The sequence below is a fragment of the Pseudomonas sp. IPO3747 genome (genome assembly GCF_013385245.1).
In the GTDB taxonomy this organism is placed as follows: domain Bacteria; phylum Pseudomonadota; class Gammaproteobacteria; order Pseudomonadales; family Pseudomonadaceae; genus Aquipseudomonas; species Aquipseudomonas edaphica.
This window is the reverse complement of record NZ_JACAQL010000018.1, coordinates 26,067-45,938: the sequence shown is the minus strand read 5'-3', so window position 1 is coordinate 45,938 and position 19,872 is coordinate 26,067. Positions and strand designations below refer to the sequence as shown.

Annotated in this window: 18 protein-coding genes and 1 tRNA gene; 3 read left to right on the top strand and 16 right to left on the bottom strand. The window is 60.0% G+C overall.

The features are described from left to right. Nucleotides 1-32: 32 nt before the first annotated feature. From HX790_RS20645 to HX790_RS20635, 3 genes are all read right to left on the bottom strand, one after another. Nucleotides 33-1,754 carry a ShlB/FhaC/HecB family hemolysin secretion/activation protein gene (locus HX790_RS20645; protein ID WP_017137788.1) on the bottom strand — a complete coding sequence of 574 codons (1,722 nt, stop codon included), beginning with the start codon at nucleotides 1,752-1,754 and terminating at the stop codon, nucleotides 33-35. A 213-nt stretch (nucleotides 1,755-1,967) separates the two neighbouring features. Next, a tRNA-Asn gene (locus tag HX790_RS20640) sits at nucleotides 1,968-2,043 on the bottom strand. Between the two features lie 86 nt (nucleotides 2,044-2,129). Beyond that, entirely contained in the window at nucleotides 2,130-3,014 is an 885-nt protein-coding gene (locus tag HX790_RS20635; RefSeq protein WP_017137789.1) for a LysR family transcriptional regulator, read from the bottom strand. A 101-nt stretch (nucleotides 3,015-3,115) separates the two neighbouring features. Here HX790_RS20635 and lldD point away from each other — a divergent pair, with 101 nt between their 5' ends. After that, nucleotides 3,116-4,258, top strand: coding sequence for an FMN-dependent L-lactate dehydrogenase LldD (lldD, locus tag HX790_RS20630; protein ID WP_017137790.1), 1,143 nt, complete (start codon nucleotides 3,116-3,118; stop codon nucleotides 4,256-4,258). Between the two features lie 282 nt (nucleotides 4,259-4,540). Then, nucleotides 4,541-5,467 carry a GGDEF domain-containing protein gene (locus tag HX790_RS20625; protein WP_017137791.1) on the top strand — a complete coding sequence of 309 codons (927 nt, stop codon included), beginning with the start codon at nucleotides 4,541-4,543 and terminating at the stop codon, nucleotides 5,465-5,467. A 21-nt stretch (nucleotides 5,468-5,488) separates the two neighbouring features. Here HX790_RS20625 and HX790_RS20620 read toward each other — a convergent pair whose 3' ends face one another. The 7 genes from HX790_RS20620 to HX790_RS20590 form a co-directional block, all read right to left on the bottom strand. Next, the gene (locus tag HX790_RS20620; RefSeq protein ID WP_017137792.1) at nucleotides 5,489-6,295 is read right to left on the bottom strand and encodes a TenA family transcriptional regulator; all 807 of its coding nucleotides are present in this window, start codon (nucleotides 6,293-6,295) and stop codon (nucleotides 5,489-5,491) included. A gap of 45 nt (nucleotides 6,296-6,340) precedes the next feature. Then, nucleotides 6,341-8,815: an EAL domain-containing protein gene (locus tag HX790_RS20615; RefSeq protein ID WP_017137793.1), complete on the bottom strand. Its 2,475-nt coding sequence runs from the start codon at nucleotides 8,813-8,815 to the stop codon at nucleotides 6,341-6,343. Between the two features lie 65 nt (nucleotides 8,816-8,880). Continuing rightward, nucleotides 8,881-10,683: an ABC transporter ATP-binding protein gene (locus tag HX790_RS20610; protein ID WP_017137794.1), complete on the bottom strand. Its 1,803-nt coding sequence runs from the start codon at nucleotides 10,681-10,683 to the stop codon at nucleotides 8,881-8,883. Further along, nucleotides 10,673-11,311, bottom strand: coding sequence for a DsbA family protein (locus HX790_RS20605; protein WP_017137795.1), 639 nt, complete (start codon nucleotides 11,309-11,311; stop codon nucleotides 10,673-10,675). Before HX790_RS20605 ends, HX790_RS20610 begins: the two co-directional genes overlap by 11 nt. Before the next feature lie 3 nt (nucleotides 11,312-11,314). Further along, complete coding sequence (locus HX790_RS20600; protein WP_017137796.1) at nucleotides 11,315-12,256, bottom strand: rhodanese-related sulfurtransferase; 942 nt, start codon at nucleotides 12,254-12,256, stop codon at nucleotides 11,315-11,317. A gap of 275 nt (nucleotides 12,257-12,531) precedes the next feature. Further along, a complete protein-coding gene (locus tag HX790_RS20595) occupies nucleotides 12,532-12,825 on the bottom strand; it encodes a BolA family transcriptional regulator (RefSeq protein ID WP_099548936.1) in 294 nt (97 codons plus the stop codon). Between the two features lie 6 nt (nucleotides 12,826-12,831). Next, a complete protein-coding gene (locus HX790_RS20590; RefSeq protein ID WP_017137798.1) occupies nucleotides 12,832-13,350 on the bottom strand; it encodes a DUF2059 domain-containing protein in 519 nt (172 codons plus the stop codon). 319 nt (nucleotides 13,351-13,669) lie between these two features. Here HX790_RS20590 and HX790_RS20585 point away from each other — a divergent pair, with 319 nt between their 5' ends. Next, a complete protein-coding gene (locus tag HX790_RS20585; protein ID WP_017137799.1) occupies nucleotides 13,670-15,058 on the top strand; it encodes a class II fumarate hydratase in 1,389 nt (462 codons plus the stop codon). Between the two features lie 108 nt (nucleotides 15,059-15,166). On the opposite strand, the gene HX790_RS20580 is transcribed toward HX790_RS20585, so the two are convergent. The 6 genes from HX790_RS20580 to HX790_RS20555 all read right to left on the bottom strand — a co-directional run bounded on the left by HX790_RS20580 (nucleotide 15,167) and on the right by HX790_RS20555 (nucleotide 19,864). Next, nucleotides 15,167-16,123, bottom strand: coding sequence for a DMT family transporter (locus tag HX790_RS20580; RefSeq protein WP_017137800.1), 957 nt, complete (start codon nucleotides 16,121-16,123; stop codon nucleotides 15,167-15,169). 80 nt (nucleotides 16,124-16,203) lie between these two features. Further along, on the bottom strand, nucleotides 16,204-17,160 hold the full coding sequence (locus HX790_RS20575; protein ID WP_176992031.1) for a fimbrial protein: 957 nt from the start codon (nucleotides 17,158-17,160) through the stop codon (nucleotides 16,204-16,206). A 116-nt stretch (nucleotides 17,161-17,276) separates the two neighbouring features. Then, on the bottom strand, nucleotides 17,277-18,248 hold the full coding sequence (locus HX790_RS20570; RefSeq protein ID WP_176992030.1) for a fimbrial protein: 972 nt from the start codon (nucleotides 18,246-18,248) through the stop codon (nucleotides 17,277-17,279). Nucleotides 18,249-18,328: 80 nt separating this feature from the next. After that, nucleotides 18,329-18,865: a fimbrial protein gene (locus HX790_RS20565; protein WP_017137803.1), complete on the bottom strand. Its 537-nt coding sequence runs from the start codon at nucleotides 18,863-18,865 to the stop codon at nucleotides 18,329-18,331. 11 nt (nucleotides 18,866-18,876) lie between these two features. After that, the gene (locus tag HX790_RS20560) at nucleotides 18,877-19,356 is read right to left on the bottom strand and encodes a fimbrial protein (RefSeq protein WP_099548933.1); all 480 of its coding nucleotides are present in this window, start codon (nucleotides 19,354-19,356) and stop codon (nucleotides 18,877-18,879) included. A 13-nt stretch (nucleotides 19,357-19,369) separates the two neighbouring features. Beyond that, a complete protein-coding gene (locus HX790_RS20555) occupies nucleotides 19,370-19,864 on the bottom strand; it encodes a fimbrial protein (protein WP_017137805.1) in 495 nt (164 codons plus the stop codon). Nucleotides 19,865-19,872: the final 8 nt, after the last annotated feature.

The following is a 19,872-nucleotide window of genomic DNA, read 5'->3' as shown; positions in this document are numbered from 1 at the left end:
TTGTGTCTCGATACCCGAAGGCGGTAAAAAAATTAAAGGAAAAAATCCATACGGAAATAGATCGGCGCTTCACGCTCTGTGATAGCGGCCGGTCGTTCCAAAGAGTGGGCAAAGGTCACGCTGGCGGCGACGTTTTTGCCACGGGCAAACAGCTCCACCGAGTTGCTGCTCATGCGCCCATGCTGCTCGGCGTTGTAACGGTCGCGGCTGATCACGCCCTGGTCATAACCGAGGCTGGTGCCGTATTCGCTGAGCACCGGTTGCAGCCAGGCCCAGGTCACCGGGCGGCTCCAGCGCAGGTCGTTGCGCCAGTAGCCGCCGCTGTCGCCGGACAGCATCTGGTCCTTGTAGCCACGGATCGACGACTGCCCACCCAGGCTCATGCGCTGCGGGCTGAACAGCACATCTTCGCTGTGCTGGCCGGTCATCAAACTGCTGAAGCTCAAGGACTCGCCCCACAGCTTGAACGGGTACAGGTAGCTGACGGTGGCCGTGTATTTGCGGTAGCGCGCATCGGCCTGGCCGTTCCGGGGGTGGTGATTGGCCTGGGCGTCAAAGGCACCGATGCCGTCTTGCATGCCGAGGTCGATGTTGAGAAATGAACTGCCGATACGTCGGCCGTGGTTGATGCCGAACTGGGCTTCGCTGAGGCGGTTGCTGCTCAGCGCCAGCTTGCTGTCTTCAATGAAGTTGTTGGTGCGCAGGTAGGCCACGCCGGTGCTCAGGGAGGTTTTGCTCAAGGCGTCGCGGTGAACGACACGCTCCAGGCGCAACTGGTGGCTCTGGCTGTCGCCGGTCTGCTTGAACTTGAAGTTGTTGGCCTCGGCCCGAGAGCGGTATTCGCTTTCGGTGTAGCTGTAGGTGAGGTTCCACCAGCCGAAGGGCAAGCTGTAGTTGAGCATCGAATTGCGCGAGGTTTTCTGGTGATCGCTAACCGCATCGTGGCCGCCACGCAACGAAAGTTGGTCGGCCAAGCCCAGCGGGTTGTCCCAGTCGAGGCTGGCGCCCCACTGTTGTTCGCCGGTGCTGCGCTGGCCGCCGTTGTGCCGCGACAGGCCGACACGCCAGGGCTTTTGCGGGGTGTTTTTGACCAGTACATCACTGCCGCCCACGGCCTTGCCCGGCGCCAGTTCCATCTGCGCCTGGTTCGAGGGCAAACGGTTTAGCTGATCGACCATCTGCTCGATTTCACGCAGGTTGAGCAACTCGCCTTGTTTGCCGGGAAAGCTCATCGCCAGTTGGCGGTCGGTGATGCCGCTGCTTTCGGCGCCTTTCAGGCTTTCGAGCTTGCCCTCGACTACCTGAATTTTGAGGTTGCCGCTGGAAAGGTCTTGCTGTGGCAGATACGCGCGACTGGTGACCAGACCCTTGGCCAGGTAGCGGTCGGTGATGACCTTGAGCACTTCGTTGAGCTGCGGCACGCCGAGGCATTGGCCGATGTAAGGCTTGATCAGCGCGCTGCGCTCGTCTACGGACAGGGCGTCGGCGCCTGCGAGCTCGATGGTTTTGATCGGGAAGCAACGGGTGTCGGCAGGCGTCGCCGGAGCTGCAGGGGCGGCGGATTTACCGGGCAGATCCTTGAGTTCTTCGAGGCGCCGCTGCTGCTCTTCGAGCAGGCGGTCCTGACGGTCGCGGATCAGGTCGGTGATGCCGGGGGTGCTCTGCGGGGGCGCGGCGTGCGCTAATCCGGCGGTGCCCAGGCAGAAAAAAACGGACAGCAGGCAAAACCTGGTCCGGCGTTCCAAACGCCACATCTCTAGATCCCTCTACATAGCGTTGTGCTATCAATGGGCGGCGATTCTAGGATGGCACTTTGATGGCGTCAATAAAATGTACAAATTTGTTTCAAAAGTGAAACAAATCAGGTTCAGCTTGAAAGTTATGTTTTTTTAAAATCATGCACTTAACAAATATTTCAAAAATCCAAGGCAAAAAAAAGCCTGCATCTCTGCAGGCTTTTCTCTATCTGGCTCCACGACCTGGACTCGAACCAGGGACCCAATGATTAACAGTCATTTGCTCTACCAACTGAGCTATCGCGGAATGCGCCATATGTTACTGATTAAAAAGAAGAAGTCAAGCATTGAGGAGCATTTTGACGAATTCCTGCAAATTACGGCCGCAGCCCGCTACACCGGGCTGGCCGTTTCCTTGGCCAGATCCAGCCACGCACGCGCCGCCGGCGGCAGGTGTGCGCTGGCCCGCCAGGCCAGGGCGATATGCCAGTCGGTGTGTGGTTCGTCCAACGCAATCAAGGCGATACCCGCGTGTTGATGTTTGAGCGCGAGCATGCGCGGCAGAAACGCAACGCCCAGCCCGGCTGAGACCAGGTCAACGATAAAGTCGATTTGCCCGCTGCGCGCGGTCACTCGGGGCGTGACGCCTTTGCGCTCACACGCGGCGAGGATCTTGGCGTTCAGGGCGAAGCCGGCTTCGAACAAGATGAACGGTGAATCGGCCAGGTCGGTGAAGTCGATGTGTTTGCGCTGGGCCAGTGGGTGGCTGATGGGCAATACCGCCATCAGCGGTTCATTGCGCACTGGCTGGTAGTCGAAGGCTTCGTCCACCGGCAACAGCAGTGCGGCAAGGTCGACCTCCCCGGCTTCCAGGCATTCGCGCAGTTTTTTGCTGCCGTATTCGGTGAGTTCGATCTCGATATCCGGGTAGCGGCTGCGGTATGCCGCGAACATAGCGGCAAACAGCACGCCGCAGCCCACCGGCGGCAGGCCGATGCGCAGCACGCCGCGCTTGAGGCCGCGCAGGTCGTTGATCTCGGCCACCAGGTCGTTGTGCTCGGCGAGGAGTACCAGGGCGCGGCGGTAGGCAATTTCGCCGGCGGCCGTCAGCTCGTTACGGTGGCCCAGGCGATTGAGCAGCGGCGTGCCGAGCTCGTCTTCGAGGGTCTTGACCGCTTTGCTCACGGTGGATTGAGTCAGGGCCACCACCTCAGCCGCCTGGGAGAAACCGCCCTGGCGCACCACTTCGACAAAGGCCCGCACGGTTCTCAGGTTCATCGGTATTCCTATAGCGACTGGGTATTAGTAATAAAAGTTGTTTTTATCATGCCAGCTTTTTGCTTATGGTGGTGCGACCCAGCTCTGTGGAGAACCCGTTCATGATCATCTCGTCCGCCGCCGACTACCGTGCAGCCGCCAAACGCAAGCTGCCGCGCTTTCTGTTCGATTACATCGACGGCGGCGCCTACGCCGAGCACACCCTGCGCGCCAACAGTTCGGACCTGGCCGAGATCAGCCTGCGCCAGCGCATCCTGCGCAATGTCGACAACCTGAGCCTCAAGACCACGCTGTTCGGCCAGGAGCTGGCCATGCCAGTGATTCTCAGCCCCGTGGGCCTGACCGGCATGTACGCGCGACGTGGTGAGGTGCAGGCGGCCAAGGCGGCGGCCAACAAGGGCATCCCGTTCTGCCTGTCGACGGTGTCGGTGTGCCCGATTGAAGAGGTGGCGTCGCAAAGCCCGCAGTCGATCTGGTTCCAGCTCTATGTGCTCAAGGACCGCGGCTTTATGCGCAATGCGCTGGAGCGCGCCCAGGCAGCGGGCGTGACCACGCTGGTATTCACCGTCGATATGCCCACACCCGGCGCGCGTTACCGTGATGCGCATTCGGGCATGTCCGGGCCGTATGCGGCGCAGCGCCGGATGCTGCAGGCGGTGTGCAAGCCGCAATGGGCCTTCGATGTGGGCCTGATGGGCCGCCCTCATGATCTGGGCAATATCTCCAAATACCTCGGCAAGCCCACCCACCTGGAAGACTACATCGGCTGGCTGGCGAATAATTTCGACCCATCGATCAGTTGGAAAGACCTGGAGTGGATCCGTGAGTTTTGGAAAGGCCCGATGATCATCAAGGGCATCCTTGACCCCCAGGATGCCAAGGACGCGGTGAGTTTCGGTGCCGACGGCATCGTGGTCTCCAACCACGGCGGGCGCCAACTGGATGGCGTGTTGTCGACCGCCAAAGCCTTGCCGCCGATTGCCGAGGCCGTGGGCGATGATCTCACGGTGCTGGTGGACTCCGGCATTCGCTCCGGACTCGACGTAGTACGCATGCTCGCCCTGGGCGCCAAGGGTTGCCTGCTGGGACGTTCGACCGTGTATGCGCTGGCCGCCGCCGGCCAGTCCGGGGTGGAAAACCTGCTGGATATCTTCGCCAAGGAGATGCGCGTGGCCATGACCTTGACCGGCGTCACCTCGATTGACCAGATTGACCACTCCACCTTGGTTCAAACAGCCAAATAACTGACGTCACTGCACAACGACTGTGTTGAGTTTTTTAAAACAGTCGTTGATTTATAAGGCGTTTTTGTAAGTTAAACAAAGTGGCATGAATCTCGCTCTAACCCCTTTCAAGCAGGTTAAGCGATGACAAGACGTGTGGCAGGGCCCAGGGGTTATAACCCATGGCAAAGCGGTTTAAACTGTTTCCAATGTTTTACGGAACTGAAGGAACAGTAAGACGCTTGGCATTTGCCGCTCTCGTGCAGCCTGTAAGACAGTTAAGTGCTTAGAGGCCGTCAGCTTATGAAATCACCGACCCAGACCAACGCAATTGACTTCGACAGTGCCAAATTGCAACGCCTGGGGTTTGGTCAGCCGTCCCTGCTTCCACGTCGCCCCACCACACTTGCGCAACTTCGTCAGCAACTGAACCAGCAGTTGCAAACCAGCCTTGAGCCGGAGCGCATTCTGGCGCTGTTCTTTCGCGAAGTTCAGCGGCTGGTGCCGTTGGACGCGCTGCAATATCGCCATGAGGCCAGCGACTTGCGCCTGGAGTTTGGCCATCGCGGGCATCACTCGGTGAGCTACACCTTGAGCCATGAAGGCGAGCATCTGGGCGAGTTGATATTCCGGCGCAACCAGCGTTTGCTGGACGACGAGTTGGCGCAACTTGAGTCACTGCTGTCGACGTTGCTGTACCCGATGCGTAACGCCCTGCTCTACCGCGCCGCCACCCGCAGCGCCCTGCGTGACCCGCTGACCGAAACCGGCAACCGCATTGCGATGGACCAGACGCTGCAACGGGAAATCGACATGGCCCGGCGGCACCTGAGCCCGCTGTCTTTGTTGATGCTGGACATTGACCATTTCAAGAAAATCAACGACACCCACGGCCATGCAGCGGGCGACATCGTATTGCGCGCTGTCGCCGACTCGATCAAAAGCCAGTTGCGCAATGTGGACATGGTGTTTCGCTTTGGCGGGGAAGAGTTTCTGATCCTGCTGTCGAACACCGGCCGGGACGCGGCAGGTATGGTCGGCGAACGCCTGCGTCGGGCGGCAGAGGCTCAGGACTATTGGGCCGATGGCAAGCGAATTGAACTGACGGTGAGCCTGGGTTGCTCGACCCTGTTGGCCGCCGAGTCGGCAGAAAGCCTGTTGCGGCGGGCCGATAACGCCCTGTACGTGGCCAAGCGCGAAGGCCGCAACCGCTTGGCAATGGCGGGGTAAAACCCCGCCATCACGCTTACATCACGCCTCGCTGGCGGCGCGAACCTGACGTTCACGAACAACTGCTGGCGCCTTTGCTTTTTCGTTCTCCAACCGCATGCAACTTTCCAAAAACAGGTACATGTAGTCGTAGCTCTTGCACACCGCCTGACGCAGTTCTACCTGCAAGGCTTTGCTCGGGTTCATCCCGGCCAGGGTGCAGATGATTTCCAGGGCTTCCCAAGGATGGGCATCGTCGTATTGCGCGTGCATCTTCAACCACTTCATGGCGCGTTTACGGTCTTCCTCAGGGAAGGCGGCCGCATACACGCCGGTCGAACACACCACGGCAGACCACTCCCCAGTCGCCCCCTCAATCGCGTAGTTGGTCGCGGCAATCGCCACGATCAACGAATCGGCCGAGCTGGTGTGCCAGCACCAGTGACTCAGTGCGTGCAACTCCGGTGGTACGTTCTGCGCTTGCAACTCTTCCAGGCTTACACCGTGGGCGCGCGCCCAGTGCACCCAATAGTCGGCGTGGTTGAGTTCCACGCGAATATTGCGCATCAGCCACCGGCGCGCCATATCCTCCCCAGGATGACGGGCAAACTTGGTCTTGGTGAGGTTCTGTGCCATGTACAAGGCAAACTGTTCAACCACTGGCCAGCCACCGATCAGGTAGTGGCGCATGGTCTTGGCGCTGAGCGTGTTATCACGCATGCGCTGGTACAGTTCGTGTTCGACAACCCGGCGCTTGCTCTCGCTACAGTCCTGGATCAGTTGTTGCGCCCAGGCTGGGTAACTCGAGGCTTCCATAAGCGGGCCGGTTCGGTTGAAGGTGTCGATCACTGTAGGGCTCCTTTTCTAGTGTGATTGTACAGACCGTCGAATGCTTCAGCGGAATGTGCCGGGCGCCTTTAGCAACAGTGGCTGCGGCCGCACGGGTCGGCACTGCAGACTATCAAAGGTAAACAATTGCGGACGTTCGATCAGGTAGCCCTGAGCATAATCCACACCGATCTCAAGTAAAGCTTGCTCGATCAGCGGTGTTTCAACAAATTCGGCAATTGTGCGCTTACCCATGACGTGGCCGATGTGGTTGATCACTTCGACCATGGCACGGTTAATCGGGTCGTCCAGCATATCCTTTACGAAACTCCCGTCGATCTTCAGGAAGTCTACAGGTAAATGTTTAAGATAAGCGAACGAGGACATTCCGGCACAAAAGTCATCAAGTGAAAAATGGCAACCTAAGGCCTTGAGTTCATTAATAAAGCGGATTGCACTGCCCAAATTGGCAATAGCGCTGGTCTCTGTTATTTCAAAACAAATCATTTCCGGCGGAATGCTGTAAGCCTCGAATTTCTCACGTAAAAACCCGAGAAAATCATCATCGCCAATAGTTATGCCTGACAGATTAATCGCACACATAGCCATAGGACGGCCTGCACGCTCTTGCATACAACGGGCGATAATCTTAAAGACGTTTTCCACGACCCAACGATCCAGCGAAGTCATCAAACCGTAACGTTCTGCAGCCGGAATAAAACTGTCCGGCAAGATGATCCGACCCGCCTCGTCGTGCAGGCGCAGGAGTATCTCAATATGACCATTACCACCATCGGTATGGCCCAACGGCGAGATTTCCTGGGCGTAGAGGCAAAAACGATCTTCCTCCAGGGCCATGTGCAGGCGTTGTACCCAGGCCATTTCGCCAAAACGCATGGACAATTCCGAATCATCGGCATGGTAGACCTGCACCCGGTTACGGCCCTTTTCCTTGGCCATATAACAGGCCATATCAGCGGCGCGCAGCGAAGTTTCCAGGGTGGTCGGCGATTGCGAGATATGCACCAGACCAATGCTCACGGTGGTCATGAACGGCCGGCCCTTCCACACAAAATGCAGGCTTTGCACGGTATGGCGCAGGCTTTCAGCGATCTTTTCCGCCACCGCTGCCGGGCAGTTCTCCAACAGGATGCCGAATTCATCGCCGCCCAGGCGCGCCAGAGTGTCGCCTTCGCGCAGGTCCGATTGCAGCAACGCACAGATATGCCGCAGCAGCTCATCGCCCGCCGCATGCCCGCAGGTGTCGTTGACCAGCTTGAACTGGTCGAGGTCGAGGAACATCAAGGCATGCCGCCCGCTCTGCTGGCGCGCTACCTGTTGCAGCACCTGCTCCAGCCGGAACTCGAATTCGCGGCGGTTGGCCAGGCCAGTCAAGGCATCGTGGGTCGCCTGCCACGACAGGTTGGCGATGTACTGGCGCTCCTGGGTCATGTCGTGCAACACCAGCACCGCGCCGCTGACCTTGCCGGCGTTGCGGATCGGCGCACCTACCAGGGTGACTGACACCGTGCTGCCGTCCACGCGCTGGATCAGCTTGGAATGCTCGCTGCCACCGCTGAGTTCACCCTTGATAATGTGTTCAATCAGGGCGAAGCCATCGGGCTCGGCGTTCTCATCAAGCAGGTTGAACAACGCCGCCAGCGGCAACCCTTGGGCCTGCGCGTTCTTCCAATGGGTCAGCGCCTCGGCCGCCGGGTTCATGTAGGCAATGGCGCCGTCGACATCCGTGGTGATCACGCCGTCGCCAATCGACTCCAGGGTGATCTGCGCCCGCTCCTTCTCGGCTTGCAACGCGGTGGCGAAGGCGTGGCGCTGGGTCAGCAGTTTATGGGTACGCAGCAGTGCCAGCACGATCAACCCCAGGGCGGTGGCCAGGTTGGTGATCAGCAACAGGCGCAGGATCATCCGCGAACCTTCGCCCAAGGCATCGCTGAAGGCCTTGGCGGCTGGCGTCACGCCGTCGTTGATGGCGATGATGCGCGTCTTCCAGCCAGCAATGTCGCCAGGGCTGACCTGATCACTGCGGATCGCCCGGTGCATCGCTTGGGCCAGGTCATCCAGTTGCACCAGGTAACCATCGCCCACGGTCCACAGCTCGATGGCTTTTTCCAGGTAGCTGAAATGGCGAAAATTGAGGTACAGCCAGATCAGACTGGACACGTCATCAGGGTGGTTGCCGCCCTTGAGGATGCCCAGGCGCGCGGCCGCAAGGTCGGGCGTGGGACGGTCCAGCGCGACGCGCAGCTCATGGCCGCCCTGGGGCACGGCGATGGCTTGCCGGTATTTGAGGAACGTCGCTTCGTCGCGGTTATCGGCGTAAAGGCTCAGATAGTAGATGGCGTCTTTCTGGCCCTTGGACCACAAGCTCTCGCCTGCTACATAGCCGCGCACCGCTGACAGCATGTAGAGGCTGACGCAGCCCAGCAATGCCTGGAACAGCACGACGGCGATAAAGGGCCAGACAATGCCCAGCAACCGAGGCTTGCTTAACGTCGCTGCGAGAGTACGCTTTTGCTTCATGAGATCCCTTGCACATGCACTGCTTGATACGCACGCGAGAATCCGCTCTCGATAGCTCAGCCAAATCAACGCACTTGTTGCAGATGCCCGTAGAGCTTGGCGTATAACCCTCCATCGGCAATCAACTGCTGATGGTCGCCATCTTCGGCGATATGCCCGCCATCAAACACCAGTACCCGGTCGGCCTGTTTCACCGCAGAAAGCCTGTGGGCGATGATCAGTGTAGTACGCCCACTGAGAAACCGCGCCAGCGCCTGGTGCAGGTTGTACTCGGTGGCGGCGTCCAGGGCCGAGGTGGCCTCGTCCAGTATTACCACTTTGGGCTCGGCCAGCACCATGCGTGCAATCGCCAGGCGTTGGCGTTGCCCACCGGAAAAGCGCACCCCCGAGCGCCCCACCACACTGTCCAGGCCCAAGGGCAGTGCCTTGACGGTAGCATCCAACTGGGCGATTTCCAGTGCCTGCCAACAGGCTTGGTCACTGCGGGCGCGGCCCATGGTCAAGTTGGCGCGCACGGTGTCGTTGAACAGCGCCGGGTGTTGCAGCACCACTGCGACGTTTTCGCGGATGGTCGCCAGGCCGATTTCCTGCTGGGTAGCACCGCCGAAACGGATACTGCCGGCTTGTGGGGTATAGAGCCCCAACAGCAGTTGCACCAGGGTACTTTTGCCGCCGCCGCTGGCGCCGACAATCGCGACCTTCTCGCCGGGTGCGATAGCCAGGTTCAACTGGTTGAGTACCAACTCTTCGCCATAGCCGAAGTTGAGGCCGCGCACCTCGATGCCGACGGTCTCACGCCCGGTGAACGGGTCTTCGCCGCCGGCATATTGCGGCTCGTCGGCCCGCGCCAGCAGCTCGTTGATCCGCGTCAGCGCACCACCCGCCGCGTAGTAGGCATATTGCAGGTTCAGCAGCTGCTCCACCGGGCCGATCATGAACCACAGGTAGCTGAACACTGCGAGCATCTGGCCGATGGACAGGTCGGAAAACAACACCGTGAGCATCGCCGCCGCGCGGAAGATGTCGATGCCGAACTGGAACAACAAGCCACTGGCGCGGCTGGAGGCATCGGTTTTCCATTGCGAATGGATCGCGTAGTCGCGCACTTCCTTGGCGCGCTGGCCCAGGCGCCCGAGGAAAAAGCCTTGGCGATTGCCGGCGCGCACTTCCTGGATGGCGTCGAGGGTTTCGGTCAGCGCCTGGGTGAAGCGCGAAGTGCTGTCGTTCTCGAGCTTCTTCAGGTGTTTGACGCGTTTGCCCAACTGCACCGTGGCGTAGATCACCAAGGGGTTGAACAGCAGGATCAACAGTGCCAGTTGCCAATGCATCCACACCAGAATCGCCGAGGTGCCGACCAGCGTGAGCATGGCCACCAGGAAGCGGCTGAGGGTTTCGCCGACAAACTTGTCCAGCGTGTCCAGGTCGGTGACCAGATGCGTGGTCACCGTGCCACTGCCCAGGCTTTCGTATTCGCCCAGGGAAATCCGCTTGAGCCGTTCGATCAGGCGCACGCGGATGCGGTACACAATGTCCTTGGCCAGCCGCGCAAACAGCCGCGCCTGCACCACGTTAAACACCAGCGCACCGCAGCGCAGGCATAAGGTCACCAACAGCATCAGGCCGATATAACCGGCGGCCTTCTGCCAACCCAGTGGCAACGCGTGGTTCATCACCTTGAGCGCAGCATCGCCGTGGCCCAGCAGCACTTCGTCCACCAGCAACGGCAACAGCAAAGGGATGGGCACGCTGCACAGGGTCGCCAGCACGGCAACGCCATTGGCGATCCACAGGGATTTCTTGTGACGCAGGGCCAGGCGGCGAACTTCCGCCCAGGTCAGTCGGTCGGTGCGTTTGGGCTCATCCTGCACAGGTGGCACGCTCCAGCCATCGGGCGAGCAAGGGCGACAGCTCGGACAACGGCTGATAACCGTTGGTCAGCAACGCCAGCTGGCCATTACGCTCGGCCAGCAGCGTCGGGAAACCGGCGATGCCCAAGTCCTGCACCCAGGTAAAGTCAGCCGCCGTCGCCGCATGTTGCTCGGCGCGGTCGAAGGCGCCGGCAAACTCGATGCGCGGAATGCCCGCCTGCTCGGCCAGTTCCACCAGCACGCTGGCAAGGGTCACATCGCGGCCCTCGACATAAAACGCACGCTGGATCAGCCCCAGCAGTGTCCAGGCGCAATCGGGCGCCAGGCTGCGCGCGGTGACGATGGCGCGGCACGCAGGCTCGGTGTCATAGACAAACCCGTCGGGCAACGCGCCTTCGCGCTTGAACGGCTGGCCGGTGGCGTCGGTAACGGCCTGCCAGTGCTCAAGGATATAGCGCCGCGTAGTCGGCTCGAGTGCCGCGCCGCTGCCGGTGCGCAAACCGCCCACCACCAGGTGCACATCCACGCCGGCCACCTGGGCCTGCTCAACCAGCGCCTGCGCCACCGGGGCAAAGCCCCAGCACCAGGAACACATCGGGTCCATCACATAGAGCAGGCGCGCGGGCATGGGTCAGGCCTCGGAAGGGGTTTGCTTGTAGTTGAAGCCAATCGGGTGCGGCATGTTGCGGGCCTTGGCCAGTTCGATCTGCTTTTGCCGGTCGATGGCGCTGCGACGGGTCTTCTCCGGCAGCTTATCCCAGCAATGCGGGCAACTGATGCCAGCCACATAATGCTCGGACGCGCGGTCTTCTACGCTGACCGGTGTGCGACAGGCATGACATTGATCGTAGTCGCCTTCGCTCAGGTCGTGGCGCACGGTCACGCGATTGTCGAACACAAAGCAGTCGCCCTGCCATTTGGTTTCTGCCTGCGGCACCTCTTCGAGGTACTTCAGAATCCCGCCTTTAAGGTGGTAAACCTCGTCGAAACCTTCGCTGAGCATGTAGCTGGAAGCCTTCTCGCAACGAATGCCGCCGGTGCAGAACATCGCGACTTTCTTGTGCCTGGCCGGGTCGAAGTTGGCTTTGATATAGTCAGGGAATTCGCGAAAACTGGTGGTTTTCGGGTCGATTGCGCCTTCAAAGGTGCCGATCGACACTTCGTAGTCGTTGCGCGTGTCGATCAACAGCACTTCAGGGTCGCTGATCAACGCGTTCCAGTCCTGCGGGTCGACGTAGGTGCCGACCTTTTTGTTCGGGTCAACGCCTTCGACGCCCAGGGTCACGATCTCTTTCTTGAGCTTGACCTTGGTGCGGTAGAACGGCTGATCGTCGCAGTACGACTCTTTGTGGTCGATGTCGTCCATGCGTGGGTCGTTCTTGAGCCAGGCCATAAGACCATCAATGCCTTCACGGCTGCCGGAAACGGTGCCGTTGATGCCTTCTTCGGCGATCAGCAAGGTGCCTTTGATACCGTTATCGACCATTGCCTGCAGCAGTGGCTCGCGCAGAGCGACGTAATCTTCGAGGGTGACGAACTTATACAGTGCCGCCACGACAATCGGTTGAGTCATGGGTGTTCTCTCCAGGTGGCTACCCTCGTAAGGGGTGAACCGGATGCAAAAAAAACGCGCCGGCTAAGCGGCGCGTTGCGGATTCTAACAAAATTGGCGACGTTTATGGGCCGCCTCTTTACTGTGGCGAGGGAGCTTGCTCCCGCTGGGCTGCGAAGCGGCCCCGATAAGGCGATTGTGACCTTTCACAAAGATCGCAGTGATGGGCATCAGGGCTGCTGCGCAGCCCAACGGGAGCAAGCTCCCTCACCACATAACGCCCATGCGCCACAGTGTCAGTGCCCGCCGGCGCAGGTCGGCGAGGCCGGGGCTGCGTCGATTTTCGCCCATTCGTCAGGCGTGTAGGTATGCAGCGCCAACGCATGGAATTCGCTCATCAGGTCAGCCAGGGTGGCATAGACCTTCTGATGGCGCTTGACGCGGTTGAGCCCCTCGAACTGCTGGCTGACCAGCACGGCCTTGAAGTGGGTCTGCAACCCACGGCTGTGCATATGGCTTTCATCCAGCACGCTCAAGTATTCCGGGCTCAGGGCGACGAGTGCCGATTCGATACGCTGTTGCATGGTCATTCCTGTTTACTTCTTCTTGGCCGGGGCCGGGGCTTTAGGCGTCAGCTCGTTGGTCATGTCTTCGAGCAGCTTGTTCACCACAGGTACCGCGCTTTCCAGCTTGGCCTGGGTCATCTGGGCCGATTGCTGGGTCAACTGAGGCATTTTTTCCAGGACTTTCTTGCCCAGCGGCGACTGGTAGAAGGCTACCAGGTCCTTGAGCTCGGATTCGCTGAAGTTGGTGGTGTAGAGCTTGACCATGTCCGGCTTCAGCTTCGGCCAGCCGATGGCCTGGTCCAGCGCAGCATTGGCCTTGGCCTGGTAGCTGTCGAGTACGGACTGCTTGGCGGCAGGTGCCTTGGTCTGGGCGAAACGCTGGGCAAACATTTGCTGCACTTGCATGTACACCGGGGTACCCAGCTTGTCAGCGTGGGCCAGGGTCAGGAAGGCTTCGGCACTGGCGTTATGGCTGGCGGTATCGGCAAAAACCTGGCCGCTGGCGCAAACCAGAGCAACCGCGGTACAGATGGCACGAAGACGAGTCATCGAGTTTCCTTTCTAGCAGGCGAGGTAAGACCCCAAGGGCGACCATTCTGCGCCTAAAAAACCTTGCGGCTCAACCCCAGGCCTTGTTCAGCCTGGTTTGCGGGGGCACGCGGCTGGGATCTGCCTTTCTATGCGAGCCGGCTTGTCGAATCGTCGCACCGCTGCGATGCAAGCACCGCGGTTTATCAGTGACAACCCGTTGACGCCATCGCAGGCAGCCTGAACCGCATGGGAATACCCTCGATGAAAAGTCTTTTATGGAACCCCACCAACGGATCACAGCCTAAACTGCGCAAACGAACCTGAAGGAGTGTGCCCGATGAGCCGTATCGAAACCGACAGCCTGGGAGACGTCCAAGTCCCGGATGACGCTTACTGGGGCGCCCAGACCCAACGCTCGCTGGTGAACTTCGCCATCGGCGAGCAACGCATGCCGCTGGCGGTGTTGCACGCGCTGGCCCTGATCAAGAAAGCCGCAGCACGGGTCAACGACCGCAACGGCGACTTGCCCGCCGACATCGCCCGCCTGATCGAACAGGCCGCCGATGAAGTGCTCGATGGCCAGCACGACGACCAGTTCCCGCTGGTGGTATGGCAGACCGGCAGCGGCACCCAAAGCAATATGAACGCCAATGAAGTGATCGCCGGCCGCGCCAACGAGCTGTCGGGCAAGGCCCGTGGCGGCAAAAGCCCGGTGCATCCCAATGACCATGTGAACCGCTCGCAAAGCTCCAACGACTGCTTTCCCACGGCCATGAGCATTGCGGCGGTGCAGGCGGTTCATCAACGCCTGTTCCCGGCGATCGCCACGCTTTCTGGCGGTTTGGCCGAGCTGGCTGCACGCCATATGAAACTGGTGAAAACCGGCCGCACCCATATGATGGATGCCACGCCGATCACCTTCGGCCAGGAAGTCTCGGCCTTTATCGCCCAACTCGACTACGCCGAGCGCGCCATCCGTAGCGCCCTGCCCGCTGTGTGCGAGCTGGCCCAGGGCGGCACCGCCGTGGGCACCGGGCTCAATTCGCCGCATGGCTTTGGTGAGGCGATCGCCTCCGAGCTGGCGGCCTTGTCCGGCTTGCCGTTCGTTACCGCCCCCAACAAGTTCGCCGCCCTCTCCGGCCATGAACCGCTGGTCACCCTGCACGGCGCACTGAAGACCCTGGCGGTGGCGCTGATGAAGCTCGCCAACGACCTGCGCCTGCTGGGTTCCGGCCCACGCGCAGGCCTGGCCGAGGTCAAGCTGCCAGCCAATGAGCCGGGCAGCTCGATCATGCCCGGCAAGGTCAACCCCACCCAGTGCGAAGCGCTGTCGATGCTGGCCTGCCAAGTGCTGGGCAATGACGTGACCATCGGCATCGCCGCCAGTCAAGGGCACTTGCAGCTGAACGTGTACAAGCCGGTGATCATCCACAACCTGCTCGAATCGATCCGCCTGCTGGCCGACGGCTGCAACAACTTCCAGGAGCACTGCATCGCAGGCCTTGAGCCGGATGCCGAGCAAATGGCCGAGCACCTGGAGCGCGGCTTGATGCTGGTCACGGCGCTCAACCCGCATATCGGCTACGACAAGTCGGCGCAGATTGCCAAGAAGGCGTACGCCGAAGGCTTGACGCTACGCCAGGCGGCGCTGGACCTGGGTTATCTGACTGATGAAGAGTTCGATCAGTGGGTGCGCCCGGAGAACATGCTGGAAGCCGGCCACTGAGAGAACTGGCGACTCGGTGAGTCAGTTAAAGCTGGCTGGGGCTGCTGTGCAGCCCAACGCAGGGCAAGCCTGCTCGCCACAGTGAGAGTGTTCGTCCTTAATAAGGTATTAAGACGCCATACGCACCCGCCGGGCCTTGAGCCCGGCGAGCAGCGACGGCGCCAGTGCTACCGTCGCTGAACCCAGCATCACCACCAATGCCCCTATATAGCCCACGGCATTGATCTCTTCTGCCTGCACATAGTCCGGCCACAGCCACGCCGCCACCGCCACCGCCACAAAGGTCACCAACGGCGTCAGCGCCAGGGTCGCACTGACGCGCGAGGCCTCCCAATGCGCCAGTGCTTCGGCAAACGCACCATAGGCCACCAGCGTGTTCATGCAGCACGCGAGCAGCAACCAGCCTTGCAGCGGACTCAATTGCAACGCCTCCAGCGGATGTGCCCATGGCGTGAGCAACAGGGCGCACGACAAGTAGATCACCATCATCACCTGCAGCGAATTCCACACCGTGAGCAATTGCTTCTGGCCCAGGGCATAGAACACCCAGATGGTGGTAGCCAGCAGGATCGTCAACACGCCCGCCGTGTAGGTGCCCATGGAGGTCAGCAGCTCAGCCAGGCGCTGGTTGAAGAACAGACCAAAGCCCAAGATCAGCACCGCCAGCCCCATGCCCTGCCCCAGGCTGAAACGCTCCTTGAACACGAACACACTGGCAATCATCAAAAAAATCGGCCCCATCTGCACCACCAATTGCGCGGTGCCGGGGCTGAGCATTTTCAGGCCCACCAGGTACAACACGTAGTTGCCCACCAAACCACACACGGCCATCGCCACCAGCCAGCCGCCCCTGGGACCAAGCACCTTGCGACTGGGCAAGCGTTTGCTCAGCGCCAGGTAGATAAACAGGCAACTGCCGGCCACCACCAGGCGAAACCAGGTGACGGTGATCGGGTCCATCACCTGCAATACTTGCTTGAGTTTGATCGGCAGAATGCCCCAGAGAAACGCAGTCAGCAGGGTCAGGCCAAAACCATAGACCCAGCGACCGGAAGAGATGTGCATGAGCGCCCCAAAATGCCAGAGGTGGAGGAGCTGGCATTCTAGGGCGAGGCGTTGTGCTTTGGGTATCGATCATTTGGGGGTCAGGGCACCCCCATCACCAACACACCACTGCCGCTGATGGCGCCAGGCGTCGGCAGTGAACCATTGCGCCGCACCAGCGAAAACGTCACATCATCGCCGCCCACACTGTTGGTGATGCGGGTGAGGAATGAGCCGTTGACAGACACTGCAGCACCGCCGCGCAACAACGCCGTGCCCACATCGGGATTGCTCATGATCAGCAGGCGCGGGTCGAACGCGGAACGGGTGCCTTTGTAGGTAATGGTGATCGGTGTGTTGATCCCACCGTCGGGGCATGAGTAGGTCAGCCTGCGGTTACTGACGACGGAGGATGTCAACGGGTCGGAACCTATGGCGCGTTGGTGGACGTCGCCGAAGTTGATCTCGATCGGGTTGTTATTGTTGATGGTGCAGGTGGAGGGCGAGACGGTGAAGTTGTTGGCCGCCGTGTAGGTTACCGTGAGCTGTGGCCGGGTGCCGTCGTAATTGTTCGAGCTGGTCAGGCGCAACAGGCCGAGGTTGTCACCGATACGAACATCGAACGGGTTGGACGGATAATTACGCAGCAGAATGTAGGGAGTGACATTGATCGGGTAAAACACTCCGTTGTTGGGGATGTTCGCAATCGCTATGCCGGACGGCACCGGCGTGTTTCGAAAAGCGCCGTTGATGCGTAAACCGGTGCCTTCGCCGGCAAATTTTGGTCCAGGAGTCCAGGCCGTACCTGCGGCGCTTCCACTGACCCAAAAGTCCGTATGCCAAGCGGGGCCTCCGCTATAGGTAAACCGACACTCCAGCCTTGCACCTTCGAGCATGAGCCTCGTGCGATCTGCAGCCAGGGTGACCGTCACCGGCACCTGCAGGTTGGGGTTGCCATTCTGCCAAGCCCCGCCGTTAACACGGCAATCGACGGCGTGCGCGGTTGTGGTAAAACCCGCCAGGGCGAGAAGCGCCAGCGCGCCATAAAGTGATTTCATTTTGACTTCTCGTGATTTTTCTACCCAGGCGCCGTCCGAGGAATATTCAGCCCCCTGTTCGCGCCGCCCGTTAGAGTGTTGGGGTTAGTAGGGTTGGCTGCCGGCGAGCTTGGGCCTTATGGCACACCCATTACGAGCACACCACTGCCGCTTATGGCGCCTGCGGTCGGCAAGGAGCCATTGCGCCGCACCAGCGAAAAGGTCACATCGTCTGCGCCCACACTGTTGGTGATACGGGTCAGGAACGAGCCGTTCACCGGCACCGCAGTACCGGCATGCACCATGGCCGTGCCCACGTCCGGGTTACTCATCATCAACAGCCGTGCATCGAAGGCCGAGCGGGTGCCTTTGTAGGTGATGGTGATGGGCGTGGTAATGCCGCCGTCCGGGCATGAGTAAGTGAGCCTGCGGTTGCTGACGACGGAAGAGGTCAACGGGTCGGTGCCGATTGCCCGCTGATGGACGGTACCGAAGTTGATCTCGATCGGATTGTTATTGTTGATGGTGCAGGTGGATGGGGAGATGGAGAAGTTGTTGGCGGCCGTGTACGTGAGCGCGAGCGTTGAGCTGCCGGAGTTATAGTTATTTGTCTGGTCCAGGTTTAACCTTCCGAGGACGTCTCCTAATCGAACGTCGATAGGATTGGTCGGATTGTTACGCACCAAAATATAAGGTGTGACATCGACCGGCACGCCGATGCCGTTGTTAGGCATGGTCGTCATTCGGATACCATTCGGGACCGGGGTATTTTGATAGCTGCCGTTGATGCGTAAGCCGGTGCCTTGGCTGGTGAACTTCGGGCCTGGCACCCAGGCCGGCCCCACTCTTGCGGACGTAGCCCAGTAGTCCGTATACCAAGGCTGGCTACCGCCAAAACCCGAGAACCGGCACTCTAACCTTGCCCCTTCGAGCATGATACGAGTTCTGTCTGCGCTCAGTTGAACTGTGACGGGAACTTGCAGGTTTAAAGTCCCACCCGCACCTACAAATATCCAAGCCCCGCCGTTCACACGACAATCAGTTGCACTCGCAGCCGTAGTCATTCCCATCAGTACAAGAAGCACAATGGCTCCATAGCGCTGTTTCATTTTTTAATCTCTCGCGGCTTTTATCTACCCGAATGTCGCCCGCCGGGCACTCGGCTCACGTCGTGAAGAGGACGTAGCCGCTACGGATAGTCCAACGTAAAAGTAGAGGTCACCGTGTACGCACCGTGCCCAATGGTTTGATCTCTTATCGCCGTCGGCTCGCCCTGCACATAGGCCTTGAGTTCGATCACATTGCTACCATCGCTCAGCACCTGCTCATCGCTGACGGTATTCAAGGGCAACGGCTTGTCGCTCAGCGTCTCAATACCAACGCCAATCCCCGAGGCACCACTGCCACCGTCCAGCGCGAGCAAACCTGGAAGTTCGCCATTTTCGGCACCGCCGAAGGTGATGGTCACGGTGTTGCCAATGGTGGTGTCACACTCTTCCAAGTGCAGTTGGAACCGCTTGCCCACGGTTCGCGTGTTGATATAAAGGTGCTTGCTGGTGACGTCCCAGAGCTCCAGCGTGATGGCCTCATCGCCAGGGCGGATGGTGCAGGCCTCTTCCACCAGGTTGCCCTTGAACATCAGGTTGTCCGCGCCGTGCCCCAGGGGGATCAGGCCGACGGTGAGCAATAACGCCAACCCGCCTTTTTGCACAATTTGGTCTCGCATCGACTCAACTCCTACTGGTATTCGGCCAACAACGTGGCCACCGCCGTAAACCGCGCGGGCGTCAAAATGGTGCCTGGCTGCTGCACGGGCACCACCTCCAATGTCGGCGGTGACGACAGGGTGATGTCCAGTGGCGTATTAAGTGGAAGTGGCAGGTTATTCTGGAAAATCCGAATGCCCAGTGCCGGCACACTGGTCTGTACCGCTGCACCGTCAAATGAGGTGGCTGTGCCGTTGACGCTCAATTTGAGCTCCCACGGCAGCGTGTCGGTGCCACAGTTGATGGCATAACCGACGCCCCGGCGGTATTTCACACCATCGACGCGTTTTACCCCCACATCGCCAAAATCCACCTCAATGGTGTTGCCGCCGTCAATGGTGCAGGGCGGCGGTTCATTCAGCGTGCCGCTGAACGTCAGGTTGGCCGACGCACCACTGCAAAGGCCGATGGAACACAAGGTAAGCAACACGCGTTGCTGCCAAAATGTCATTGAGCATTCCTCGTCATTGGTAATCGACCACCAGGGTTGCCACAGCATCAAATGCCCCGCCGCTCAGCGTGCTGCCCACGCGTTTGACGGGCACCGCCTGTACCGCCGGGAAGTTGGGATAGGTAAAATTCACGGCCGTATTCAACGGCCAGTCAGCGCCATTCACGAACAGCTTGACCCCAAGGTCGGCCTTGCGGGTCGACAGCACGCGGCTGTCAAACCCGGCGCCGGTGCCTTTGAGTTCCAGGGTCAGGGCGTTGCTGAACGGCGAATTACAGGTGACGGTATAGGGCACGTCACGACGGTAATTAACCCCGTCTACCCGTGACGTCTGCAGGTCATTGCCGAACGGCACATCCAGGGTTGCGCCACTGTTAATCACGCAAGGCGGCGGCGCGATGATGACCGCGCGGATGGTCAGGCTGGTGTCGGCCTGCACGCATTGGCTGACAGGCCACAGTAAACCGCCACCGATAAGAATGGCCCACGGGCCGATTGAGTTAGCCATCGCTCTGC

Coding starts and splice junctions, on each gene's coding strand:
- HX790_RS20645 (WP_017137788.1), bottom strand. CDS start 1,754: ATGTGGCGTTTGGAACGCCGGACCAGGTTTTGCCTGCTGTCCGTTTTT.
- HX790_RS20635 (WP_017137789.1), bottom strand. CDS start 3,014: ATGAACCTGAGAACCGTGCGGGCCTTTGTCGAAGTGGTGCGCCAGGGC.
- lldD (WP_017137790.1), top strand. CDS start 3,116: ATGATCATCTCGTCCGCCGCCGACTACCGTGCAGCCGCCAAACGCAAG.
- HX790_RS20625 (WP_017137791.1), top strand. CDS start 4,541: ATGAAATCACCGACCCAGACCAACGCAATTGACTTCGACAGTGCCAAA.
- HX790_RS20615 (WP_017137793.1), bottom strand. CDS start 8,815: ATGAAGCAAAAGCGTACTCTCGCAGCGACGTTAAGCAAGCCTCGGTTG.
- HX790_RS20605 (WP_017137795.1), bottom strand. CDS start 11,311: ATGCCCGCGCGCCTGCTCTATGTGATGGACCCGATGTGTTCCTGGTGC.
- HX790_RS20600 (WP_017137796.1), bottom strand. CDS start 12,256: ATGACTCAACCGATTGTCGTGGCGGCACTGTATAAGTTCGTCACCCTC.
- HX790_RS20595 (WP_099548936.1), bottom strand. CDS start 12,825: ATGACCATGCAACAGCGTATCGAATCGGCACTCGTCGCCCTGAGCCCG.
- HX790_RS20590 (WP_017137798.1), bottom strand. CDS start 13,350: ATGACTCGTCTTCGTGCCATCTGTACCGCGGTTGCTCTGGTTTGCGCC.
- HX790_RS20585 (WP_017137799.1), top strand. CDS start 13,670: ATGAGCCGTATCGAAACCGACAGCCTGGGAGACGTCCAAGTCCCGGAT.
- HX790_RS20580 (WP_017137800.1), bottom strand. CDS start 16,123: ATGCACATCTCTTCCGGTCGCTGGGTCTATGGTTTTGGCCTGACCCTG.
- HX790_RS20575 (WP_176992031.1), bottom strand. CDS start 17,160: ATGAAATCACTTTATGGCGCGCTGGCGCTTCTCGCCCTGGCGGGTTTT.
- HX790_RS20570 (WP_176992030.1), bottom strand. CDS start 18,248: ATGAAACAGCGCTATGGAGCCATTGTGCTTCTTGTACTGATGGGAATG.
- HX790_RS20565 (WP_017137803.1), bottom strand. CDS start 18,865: ATGCGAGACCAAATTGTGCAAAAAGGCGGGTTGGCGTTATTGCTCACC.
- HX790_RS20560 (WP_099548933.1), bottom strand. CDS start 19,356: ATGACATTTTGGCAGCAACGCGTGTTGCTTACCTTGTGTTCCATCGGC.
- HX790_RS20555 (WP_017137805.1), bottom strand. CDS start 19,864: ATGGCTAACTCAATCGGCCCGTGGGCCATTCTTATCGGTGGCGGTTTA.